General features: G+C 46.4%; 8 protein-coding genes. 4 read left to right on the top strand and 4 right to left on the bottom strand.

Annotated elements, in window-relative coordinates:
* Positions 1–6 precede the first annotated feature (6 nt).
* Both DYD62_RS04090 and DYD62_RS04085 read right to left on the bottom strand, forming a co-directional pair.
* Positions 7–417 (bottom strand): hypothetical protein, encoded by a 411-nt coding sequence (locus tag DYD62_RS04090; protein WP_132038707.1) that lies wholly within the window; start codon positions 415–417, stop codon positions 7–9.
* Between the two features lie 75 nt (positions 418–492).
* A complete protein-coding gene (locus tag DYD62_RS04085; RefSeq protein ID WP_115228193.1) occupies positions 493–1,806 on the bottom strand; it encodes an anaerobic C4-dicarboxylate transporter family protein in 1,314 nt (437 codons plus the stop codon).
* A 186-nt stretch (positions 1,807–1,992) separates the two neighbouring features.
* On the opposite strand from DYD62_RS04085, the gene DYD62_RS04080 reads away from it, so the two are divergent.
* On the top strand, positions 1,993–2,799 hold the full coding sequence (locus DYD62_RS04080; RefSeq protein ID WP_115226190.1) for a flagellin N-terminal helical domain-containing protein: 807 nt from the start codon (positions 1,993–1,995) through the stop codon (positions 2,797–2,799).
* A gap of 37 nt (positions 2,800–2,836) precedes the next feature.
* Here the strand turns inward: DYD62_RS04080 and DYD62_RS04075 are convergent, their stop codons facing one another.
* Together DYD62_RS04075 and DYD62_RS04070 are read right to left on the bottom strand one after the other, a co-directional pair.
* Positions 2,837–3,742 (bottom strand): diguanylate cyclase domain-containing protein, encoded by a 906-nt coding sequence (locus tag DYD62_RS04075; RefSeq protein ID WP_207916690.1) that lies wholly within the window; start codon positions 3,740–3,742, stop codon positions 2,837–2,839.
* 70 nt (positions 3,743–3,812) lie between these two features.
* Positions 3,813–7,598: a response regulator gene (locus DYD62_RS04070; RefSeq protein ID WP_115226189.1), complete on the bottom strand. Its 3,786-nt coding sequence runs from the start codon at positions 7,596–7,598 to the stop codon at positions 3,813–3,815.
* Positions 7,599–7,803: 205 nt separating this feature from the next.
* Here DYD62_RS04070 and DYD62_RS04065 point away from each other — a divergent pair, with 205 nt between their 5' ends.
* From DYD62_RS04065 to DYD62_RS04055, 3 genes are all read left to right on the top strand, one after another.
* A complete protein-coding gene (locus DYD62_RS04065) occupies positions 7,804–9,432 on the top strand; it encodes a flavin monoamine oxidase family protein (protein ID WP_165928740.1) in 1,629 nt (542 codons plus the stop codon).
* 10 nt (positions 9,433–9,442) lie between these two features.
* On the top strand, positions 9,443–10,483 hold the full coding sequence (locus DYD62_RS04060; RefSeq protein ID WP_165928739.1) for a TRAP transporter substrate-binding protein: 1,041 nt from the start codon (positions 9,443–9,445) through the stop codon (positions 10,481–10,483).
* Positions 10,484–10,648: 165 nt separating this feature from the next.
* Positions 10,649–11,221: a DNA-3-methyladenine glycosylase I gene (locus tag DYD62_RS04055; RefSeq protein ID WP_115226186.1), complete on the top strand. Its 573-nt coding sequence runs from the start codon at positions 10,649–10,651 to the stop codon at positions 11,219–11,221.
* Positions 11,222–11,585: the final 364 nt, after the last annotated feature.

Here is an 11,585-nt window from a genome sequence, read left to right as displayed (position 1 = left end):
CAGCCACTAGGCGGTGGCTGCCAGTCCTGCTCCTGATTCCGTCTCCGTGACAGAAGAAATGGCCCGATAACTGGCTAGGGCATTTTCTATCCTTTGCGGATGACGTACTGAAGACGCCGCCATATCCTGCCTAGCAGAAGTCATGGCCAGCTGGGGCCAATAAAGGGCAGAAGCCATCAGCATTTGCGACAGCAGCAATTGCGTATCAAGCGCCTTTGTTTCAAGCACACTTTGGTGCACTTGCAAATCCAGCGGCTGTGGCGCATCCGCTTTCGGCTCGCTGACCTCATCTTTAAATGTACTTTTTTCCGTGCGCGCAGCCATCCTTTGCAGGGATAACTGCTGCCTGTTGTGCACGTCATCCTGTTGATTACGTGCACTTCCGCTTGCCGGTGAAGTTTGAATTTGGGTATCCATCACTGCATCATCAACGATTTTTCCAATCATTGACTAGGAAGGATTACCCAAAGCGATGGGTAATTTTTCTTTATATTACAAGAGGATATGAGACAAAGCGAAGCCAGAACCCACTGAAACCGCCGAGCAGACAAGGCCTGGCAGCATAAAACTATGATTCAGTAAATACTTGCCAATACCGGTTGTACCCGTGCGGTCAAAGTTAATTGCAGCGATCACAGTCGGATAATTAGGAATAAAGAAATACCCGTTTACACTAGGAAACATCGCAATTAAAGCCGGTGCCGGGATCCCCAAGGCAATACCCAAAGGAAGCAAAGCGCGAATCGTTGCAGCCTGCGAATACAATAAAATGGACATGCCAAATAAGGCGATTGAAAACAGCCAAGGCTGAGTAGTCACAATTTCTTTAACCGAGCCGGAAAACAGTGCCATATTGGCCTGAATAAAAGTATCTCCCATCCATGCCACACCAAAAATCCCGATCACCGCAGCAGAGCCCGCCCTGAATACCGAGCCCTTCACGACTTCATCCGGTTTCACTTTGCAAAAAAGCAAAATCAACGCCGCTGCAGACAACATGACAATTTCAATCGCCTGCGCCATATTCAACTGCACACTTTTGCCTGCAACCATCCACTCAGGCCTGAGTGCCGGAAAAGTACCCAGCATCACCACAGAAAACACCGCCAGCAAAAACAGCCATACCGAACGGCTGGCTTCCTTCGGTAAAGCCAGGCGCTCCTCAGCTTGCAAAGCCTGAATTTCACCTCGCTCTAATCTGCCACGGTACACAGGATCAAGTTTCAACTCGCAGCCTTGGTGGCTGGCCGCAAATGCCCCGGCCATCGTCCCCATCAGGGTGGCAGGAATGGCAATCATCAGAATATCGCCTAAATGAATTCCTGCGGGTGAAAGCAGTGAAAGCAAAGCGACTGTTGCTGCAGAAATGGGGCTGGCCGTAATGGCGGCCTGCGATGCAATCACGGCGATCGATAATGGGCGCTCGGGCCGTACACCCGATTCATGAGCAACTTCGGCAATCACCGGCAAAACAGCATAGGCCACATGGCCAGTACCTGCGAAAAGTGTAAAAAAATACGTAACCAAGGGCGCATAAAAGGTGATGCGTTTGGGATCACGGCGCAGCAGTTTTTCAGCGATACGCACTAAAAAATCCATCCCCCCCGCCGCTTGCAAACAACCAGCCGTCGTAATCACGGCAATAATCATAAGCATCACATCAATCGGTGCTGTTGTAGGCTGTAAACCAAAAATAAATACCAAAATGGCCAAACCCAAGCCGCCCATTACCCCTAAGCCGATTCCAGAAAGTCTGGCCCCCATTAAGATTGCGGCAATCACCACCAAAAACTCGAGTGCAATCACAATATATATCCTCAAAAAATCCATTTGCTATATTGCCATGACCCGCAATAACACAAGCTGAGGCAGCGCAAACCCGGCCGATATAGGCTGATCCTCACCGCAGGTCTGCGCTAGGGCGCTTCAGCATTGAAGGCAGAGCCTAAGCGGAGTATGGTTTAAGAGAGGATTGTCTTGGGAGTAAATATCATGGCTTTAGGAATTTCTGCTAACTTGCCGTCGCTCAATGCACAGAATAGTTTAAACAGCACAGCGCTGAGCAAATCGCTAAGTGAGTTGTCATCCGCCAAGCGCAGCAGTCAGGCCGACCCGGCCAGCACCGTGCTTATTGAGCAGTTTGCATCACAAATTGCGGGCAGCAACCAGGCCAGGTCCAATTTAAACGACGGTATTTCGCTGACTCAGGTTGCTGACGGCGCCTTAAGCACCATTCAGGATAATACCCAGCGTATTCGTGAGCTGACCATTGCAGCGGGCAACGACACCCTCAGCACCCAAGACAGGGCAGCCATCCAGGAAGAATCCAATCAGCTGTCTTTAAGCAATAGCGATATTGTACAAAACACCAATTTTAATGGCGCTACTCTGTTACAGGGGCAGGGAAATTTAAATTTTCAGGCGGGTGCAAATGCCGGGGATCAGCTTGCTCTATCTAGGCCAGATCTGACTAAGCTCAACAGCAGCAACGGCCAAATTGATTTATCCAGCGCAGCGGCAGCCGGGCAGGCTTTATCTAGGCTGGACAGTGATTTAGCGTCTGTTTCCAGCGCCCGCTCCGATTTTGGTGCGGTCAGCAATCGCCTGACCGCCAGCGCTGCCAATTTGCAAAACCGCTCTGAAAACCTCTCCGCAGCAAAAAGCAGGGTGGCCGATACCGATTACGCCGCCGCAACCGCAAATCTTGTGCAGCAGCAGGTTCGTGCGCAGGCCAATATTGCAGCTCAGGCTCAGGCCAATGCGGCCCCGCAGCAAGTGCTCTCACTACTTCGCTCATAAATAAAAAACGCGGCACTTTTTAAAGTGCCGCGTTTTTTCAGACTAAAGCAACATCCTGTACCACACGATTACGCCCGGACGTTTTAGCCAGATAGAGCTGAATATCTGCCCGCTGATACAAAGGGCTGGCATCTGAGCCGTGCGATGCGGCGATTCCCATACTGACCGTGACATATTCAGAGATTGTTGAGGTCTGATGCGGCATTTTAAGCGACAGCACGGTTTTTCTGATTCGCTCTGCCACAATATAAGCCCCCTCTAGGCTTGTTTCCGGCAATAAACACGCAAACTCTTCCCCACCTATTCTGGCAGTTAAATCAGCCGGGCGTCGCAATTCTGCTGCAATCACCGCCGCAATCCGCTTTAAACATTCATCACCCGCAGGATGGCCATAATAATCATTAAAGCGCTTAAAAAAATCGACATCAATTAAAACCAAAGAAAGCTGTCCGCCCTGCCTTTGTAAACGCTGAGTTTCCTGCTTCAATGCTTCATCAAAATGCCGGCGATTAGCAAGGCTGGTTAAACCATCAGTAATCGCCAGACGATGCAAAAGCTCTCTTGTACGCTTCATTTCCAGCTGATTACGAATGCGAGCCTTAATACTCAGTGCCCGGCAAGGCTTCACAATATAATCAGCCCCGCCCACGGAAAAGCCTCTTTCCTCCTGCTCAGGGTCCCCCAGAGAAGTCACAAAGATCACCGGAATATCAGCCGTTGCAGGGTCTTCTTTCATTCTTTGGCAAATGGCATAGCCATTCATATCGGGCAGCATCACATCCAATAAAACCAAATCAGGTTTAGGCAGCTCTTTCATTGCGGCTAATGCATCTTGGCCGCTCACAGCGAATCGCAATTCATACTGATCATCCAGCATCACAGCCAGCAATTCAATATTACTTGGTTCATCATCGACAACGAGAAGAATAGGCTGGTGAATCAAGACTAGCTCCGGTACATTGAACAAAATTAAAAAATTGCTGCTGGCATATGATACATGAATACTATTTCAATCAGACTAAGTCTCTTTTAATATCAATAGATTGCAATGTTTCTCTGGCGCTTTGATAATCCAGCTGATCCAAAGCCATTCTCATTTGCATTGCTTTATCTTTATCCAAACGTACTAAGCCGGCTTGAAACTTCATAAAACACTTTCGTGCACTCAGGCTTCTTAGCCTGAGTAATTCATCTAATTCCTGCATATCATCAATAGAAAGCTGAATATCCCCCACCCCCTGTAAAGCCGGTGGATTACCCTCTGCCAGCCAGCCACTAATACTGCTCACCACCTCATTTAAATCTCTGTCTAAGCCGTTGATTAAATCGTCAATGGAGGTATTTGAACTATGAAGCTGCTCCTCTATTTGTTGCGAAATTTGATAAACCTTTCCTGCCTCTAAAGTACCCGCAACCCCTTTTAAAGAATGAGCAAGGCGCTCTGCCTCATAAAGCTGGTTAGCGCCAATCAATTGCCGCAGGCGAGCAGGAGTATCAAGATATTGCTCTCTTAGCCTTGGCAACATTCTTTTCAGTAAAGCAAGGCTGCCTAGGCGATCAAGGGCTTTTTCCAAACCCAAACCAGGCAAATCTGGCAAGCTGGCAATCATTTCATCGGTTTTTAATAAAAGCTGGGGCTGATGGCTCAACTTATTGGTCCAGTGCAATAATACTTTTAATAAATGTTGCGGATTAATCGGCTTAGCTAAATGATCATTCATGCCAACTTCCAGACAACGACGACGCTCTGCTTCCATCGCATGAGCGGTTAAAGCAATAACAGGCAATTCAATAGCGGATAATTGAGTACGGATAATGCGTGTGGCTTCCATGCCATCCATTTCAGGCATTTGTACATCCATCAGAACAACATCATATATTTTCTGCTGATTTAAAATCAAATCCAGTACTTCTTTGCCGTTTCCAACAGCCTCTACAGAAGCACCTAATGAGCTCAGTAAAGAAACGCTCATTTCACTTAAAAGCGGTGTATCTTCAGCCAATAGAATTTTAACGCCATGCAGCGGCTCTCCTTTTATTTCCGGATAGCCCACGACTTTACTCCCGGAAAGGCGGTTCAAATCTAGGCTGCGGCTGATAGTTTCATACAAAGAAATAGCGACAATAGGCTTGCTTAATGAATAAACAAATGGCCTAGCCCCCCAATACCCCATCACTTCTTCATGGCTTAAAATTGTAGTTAGCAAAATAATCGCCATATCCTCACGGCAGCCCCACAATTTTTGCATCACCTCTGGTTTAGCTTTATTAAATAAACTGGCATCCACAATTAGCAAATCAAATGGAGACGCATTATTTTGCATCTGTGATAACACATCAAATTCCGAGCATGCATCACTGACGTGCATACCCATTTTTTCCAGATACAGACATAATTGAATCCGGCTTGCGGGATGCTGATCAGCAATTAACACACGGCGATCGGTAAACTGAGGAATCACATAATCATGCAAGCTTATTTTTTTCAGGCAGAGGGTAAAATGAAAGACAGATCCTTTGCCCTGAGTACTCTCAACGCTAATATCCCCCCCCATAATATGAGCCAATTGTTTACTGATTGCCAAGCCCAAGCCCGACCCGCCAAAACGCCGGGTAGTCGATGAATCTGCTTGAGTAAAAGGGCTAAACAAACGAGCCAGTGCATCCGGGCTGATTCCAATTCCTGTATCATAAATACTGAATTTCAATTCACAAAGATCATCTCCTTTATCACGAGATAAAACGGCAAGCTCAACTTCACCCTGGTCTGTAAACTTTATAGCGTTATTAATTAAATTCAGTAATACTTGCCCTAATCTGAGCGAATCCCCAATAAAGCATTGCGGCACATTAACATCAACACTATAAATCAGTGCTAATTTTTTATTTTCAGCCTGAATAGCCGCAACACCCGCGATATTTTCCAGCAATAAACACAGATTAAACTCTGATTCTTCTAATTCTAATTTTCCGGCTTCAATTTTAGAAATATCCAGAATATCATTAATAACCCCCAACAGCAGATTGGCTGATGATTGAACTTTTGATAAATAGTCTTTTTGCCGGTTGGCAAGCGGAGTATCCCGCATTAAATGGGTATAGCCTAAAATAGCAGTTAAAGGCGTTCTGATTTCATGGCTCATATTAGCCAAAAAATCACCTTTAATCTGTAAAGCCGCTTCTGCCTGATCCCGAGAAATAATGAGCTCTTCAGACTGGATTCTCAGTAAAATACTTGCATCTCTGAATACCAGCAGGCTCTTTGCCATAACAGATATCTCATCCTGCCCTGCTACATCAATATCCACATCAAACCGGCCTTTGGCAATGCTTTGCATGTTTTCCGATAAAACAACCAATCTTGAGCTGATTCTTTTTCTGATATAAACAGAACCAATTCCAAAAGAAATTACCATACTAAATAAAGCCAGCCCAGCTAACAGCCATGTACTTTTTTCAAGGCGAACAGAAAGCATGAACATTTCATCATTTAATTCATGCTTAATCGTTTGTCCTGTCAGCTCGGCATGATTAAGCAAAAGCTGCGTCGCGCTCCTGTTTTTTACAATAAGCTGCTGCAGTTCATTATTTAATTTTAATCTTTTTAAGCTGACAGAGAAAATACCCTCATTTTTTTCTGTCAGGGCAAGCATATTATTCAATTCACGCTTTAATATACCGGCTCTCTCCCCCTGATTAATTTTGCCTAAAATAGTTTTTGCATTTTTTGTTGTTTGAATAAAAGAGCTTTGTATCTCTTCAAGGCGAATCAGACTTGGCGCACTTGCAGCCTGTGAAATCAGGCTGGCTAACAACAAAATATCTCCCCGAAAATGTTGTACCGCACTCAGCGAAGACACCTGCTCAGCCACCAAAACAACAACAGCATTGGTCGAATCTAGGGTGATCTGATCACTACGGGAAATCATTTTTAATGTAATTTGATTAATTAATGGCAGCAGCACCTCATCAAATGCGGCCACAGCGCGCGCTACTTCTTTGCGCGAATCTGCCATTGGTGCTTGTAAGCTAGCGACTAAATTTTTCCCTGCCTCTTGGGCCAAGGGATCCGCTTTTTGCAAATGAACCTGGATGCCCGCAAGCAGGCTGGCACTTCGCTTACGTAAGGAATTTTCTCCTTGCTCGCCAGCGATTGCCGTCAGGCGAAACGCCTCTGCCCTTGCCTGCTGCAGTGCATTTAATTCTGAAAATTCATTATCAATCAGTGAATGCACAGACGCGCCAGCAGCAACCGATACCCTGCGTGTTGCAGACAATAACTCTGCATTTTTTGCCATTAGAATTGGATCGATTGCATCCAGAAAGCGCTGCTGCACTTCTCCAGTCTGCTGAAGAATATTATTTTTTCGTTCGTCCAAATCTAATTGCTGACTCACCAAATCTGCCGTTAATGGCACATTTTTTGATAATTCCACCACCAAAGCCGACAGCCTCTCAGCCTCGCCAGGCCGGCTGGTCATCAGGGCATTAATTTGTCTGGGTAAATCTGCCAGAGCCAACATTACTCTGTATAAAGCGCTGTCTCGTGCGGTGATATTCTGCGCATTGGCAAGGCTTGCCAGTGCAGATGAGAATTCTAAACTGCTGGCCTCCAGCCTAGCCGAAGCAAGGGAGGCCGGAAAGCTCTGCTTCGCCACAATTGAATAGGTACTGTCTACCGAATGAAAAACCCACAATGCGGCACCTGATGCCAGCAGCGTGGTCGCGGCCACGGCACCAAAAGCCAGGCGTAAACGCAGCGCAATCGACTTTCGAAATGGGCCTTCTTGTGCTTGCATTCCCCCTCGCTCCGGCGGCCAGTCGTCCTTAATAAAGCAGCAGATTTTTCATTGTCTGCAACCTTGCAATTGATATTAATATACACATCATGAACATTCATATAAATTTCCAAAATCTTACAAACAAATTTTTTTTATGATTTTAAAATCATTAAAAAATACGCTATGAAGGTAGATTATGTGCAATCCATTTCTGGAGTCTGTCATGTCTAGCTCTTCTTACATGTTTGCAAATGTACCTTCTAATTCAGGATCATTACGTGCAGCTTATGAAGCATGGCTAAAAGCCCGCTCACCACAGCAGCCTGAACAAAAATCTCCTCCTTCATCCAATATTCGCGTTGGCATCATTGGTGCAGGCATGGCCGGACTTTATTCTGCTTTATTACTTAAAAGCCGTGGCATCGATTGCCGTATTTTTGAAGCCCACCCGGATCGCCTTGGCGGCCGTGTTTATACCCACCGTTTTAATCAGGAAGCCAATCAGTATTTTGAAGCAGGGGCCATGCGCCTGCCACAAACGCCGGAGCAACAGCCTGTATTTGACCTGATTCATTATTTAAATGAACAAATCCCCCCTGAATCTAAAATAGATTTAATTCCCTACCAGCTTTACGATCCCAGTGGCAACTTGGTTTATGTGAATGGTAAACGCGCATTTGGCGGCGCGACCATGACGCTTAATTACGCCAATGAGCACCCGGAAGCACTGGGATTTAACCTTGCCCCGGAAGATCGTAATAAAACGGCCTCTCAGCTGTTAGACGAAGTACTGCAGCCATTTTTTGATTTACTGGCCGTTAATTTTGATCTCGGCTTTGCCAAAATTGTGCAATACGATAATTATTCGCTTTATACCTATCTGACAGAAATAGCCGGCTGGAGTATGGAGAAAGTCAATTATGTAGAAGTCATGAATTCTGCCAGTAATCAGTTTCAAAGCAGCTTTACTGAAATGGTGATTGAAAGCATGGATTTCTCAGGTGCGAAATGGAGCACCATCGCCAATGGCATGGACAGACTGCCCAATGCCTGCGCCTCTCTGATCGGGACCGAATCCATCACCATGAATGCGCCAGTGCGGCAAATAGAAAACCTGCAGGATGGCCGTGTGGCGGTTCATTACGGCGACAGGGGTGAGTTTGATACCTTTGACCGGGTAATTCTTGCCCTTCCCCCGGCTGCACTGCGCATGATTTCTACCCCTCAGTGGTCACCCACTAAATCACAAGCAATTCGCAGCATGCATTTTGAGCCGCTATATAAAATTGGCCTGCGTTTTAAAACCCGCTTCTGGGAGCAATTACCGCAAGCCGCTATGGGCGGGCAATCCAGCAGCGATCTGCCGATGCGTTGGTGTGTCTATCCTTCTTACGGTTTAGGCGATGCTGGAGCAGGCGTTTTGCTGCTGTATTCGTGGATGACGGATGCCTATAACTGGTTACCACAAAGCCCTGAAGAGCGCCTGCGATTAGCCCTCAGAGACTTGCAAACGCTGTATCAGAATACCGTTGATATTCACGGGGAATTTATCGAGTCCTTTGATGTGGCCTGGCCTTCGGAATGGGCCACAGGGGATGCGATGTTTTATCCGGGACAATTCAGACAGCTCTTTAACAGTGCCCGCCAGCCTGAGCAGAATATCTATTTTGCTGGTGAACATTTAAGTGTTCACCACACATGGATTGTGGGCGCGCTGGATTCTGCCCTTTATGCCTGCCAGCAACTACTGGGGGATGAAACACTCGAGCCGCTGCACCCATCCAAAACGCCGCTCACCCCGCATCTTCACGATTACAGCCAATGTGCTGCTGCCCCCATTCTTCACCGCTAAGGACAAAGCCATGCTGCGCAAACTGTTGCTGATTTTAACTTTTCTGCTCAGCAACCCGCTCCAGGCTGAAGAAGAATTTGCTCCCGAGCCATTAAAAGCCATTGGCTCGTGGAGCATGCTCAGCCAGTTTAAAGATTATGAAAAACCGTTCTGGACAGAGCAACTGCCCAAGCTCAGTGAGGGCAGAATCAAGGTCAGACTCAATGCTTTTAATGAAGTCGGTTTAAAAGGCAGTGAAGTGCTACGCCTGATGAAACTAGGCATGACTGATTTTGGCACAACAATTTTGTCGTATATCTCCGAGCAGGATCCACGGGCAGAGGCCGTGGATCTGGCGGGGCTGACCACAAGCGCAGAAATGGAGCATCGTGTTGTAAACAGCTACAGCCCGGTGCTCAAACAATATTTTGAACAAAAACATGGCATAAAGATGCTTGCCATGTGGCCTTATTCTGCACAGCTACTGATGTGTAATGGCCCCATTAAAAATCTGGAAGGGCTAAAAGGAAAAAAAGTAAGAGTCAGCATGCGTACCACCAGCGATCTGATTGAAGCCTATGGCGCTGTTACGCTGAGTGTTCCTTTTGATCAGGTTTATCAGAAGATGAAAGACAAACAGCTCGATTGCCTGATTACCTCAGCATTGGCTGCACACACGGCACATTTTTATCAGGTAGCAACGCATATTTATAATTTGCCACTGGGCTGGAGTGTGGTCATGCTGGGCGTTAATCAAGCCTCATGGGCTCAGATTGATATTCAGGACCAGAAAATAATCGAAGCAGGCATTAACCAGCTTGCCGAAGATTTATGGCAGGTTGCCGATAAACAAACTGCACTCGGGCTGGCTTGTAACACAGGAAAAACCTGCTCTCTGGCTGAGCAAGGCTCTATGACGCTGATTAACCCCACGAGTAGTGACGAAGCTCGCCTTGCTAAAACAGTTCGGCAAGTTGTGCTCCGGCGCTGGGCAGAGCGCTGTGGCAAAGATTGCGTAGCAGAATGGAATAACAGCATAGGTAAAATACTGAATATCACGCTCCAGCCATAGCGCAAAAAATGTGCTTACACCTAGTATTTTACAAACAAATGACCGCCGGGCTGCAATGCACAAAAAATAAGCAAGCCATTTTTACCTAAAAAATACAATGAGTTAGCAACTAAGCTAACAGCTTATCCACAGACCGACACCACCTTTTGGGGGATAAAAACCATAATGTCCACAAGTGATTTAAGCCGCTGCACCTGGTGCAGCAGTGATCCGCTTTACCAGAATTATCATGACCATGAATGGGGTCAGCCACTCTTTGATGATCAGGCGTTGTTTGAGCTTTTATGTCTTGAAGGTGCTCAGGCAGGCTTGTCGTGGATCACGGTACTAAAAAAACGTGAGCACTACAGGGTAGTATTTGATCACTTTGATGCACAAAAAATAGCCACTTACGATGCAGATAAAATAGCCAGTTTACTCAGCGATACCGGCATTATCCGCAACCGGGCCAAAGTCGCCGCCTTTATCAGCAATGCAGCAGCCTATTTGCAATTAAAGCAAGCAGAGCGCTTCAGCGACTTTCTATGGTCTTTTGTAAATGGCAAAACGATTGTCAATCAATGGGCAAACATCGCTGATACCCCCGTTGCTACAGCAGAATCGATCGCAATGAGTAAAGCCTTAAAAAAGCGCGGCTTTAAATTTGTTGGCCCTACAATTTGCTACGCCTTTATGCAGGCCAGCGGCATGGTAGACGACCATAGCCCGGGCTGCTGGAAACGAACCCAATCTGTTTAAGAGGACTGCAATGATTCCCTCTCAGTAAAAAAAACCTGTGCCGCATTTTTACTGCAGATTGAACAAGCAACTATGGCCGGCTCAGCCCGCCCGCCATGGCTGCGGTAAAACACATGCCCCTACAATAGGCGCCTTCATATGATTGCAAGGTGCCCACGAAACAATGCACGGACATTCTTTGCCCTACCTGATCAGATTCAATTGATTGCAGTAATTCATTTCTATCCCCCTTCTTTGTAAGACTCTAAAAATTAATCAAACAAAAACGATAAAGACCTTGTTAGCCAGTTCATAATCTCCTATGAAAAGAATAAGGTGCTTTTTTGTGCACAGACACAAAGGAGCCTAGCAAGCCATATCCTGT

The sequence above is a fragment of the Iodobacter fluviatilis genome, assembly GCF_900451195.1.
Taxonomy (GTDB): Bacteria; Pseudomonadota; Gammaproteobacteria; order Burkholderiales; family Chitinibacteraceae; genus Iodobacter; species Iodobacter fluviatilis.
Note: the sequence above shows the minus strand (reverse complement) of the source record. Positions and strands in the feature narration are given on the sequence as shown.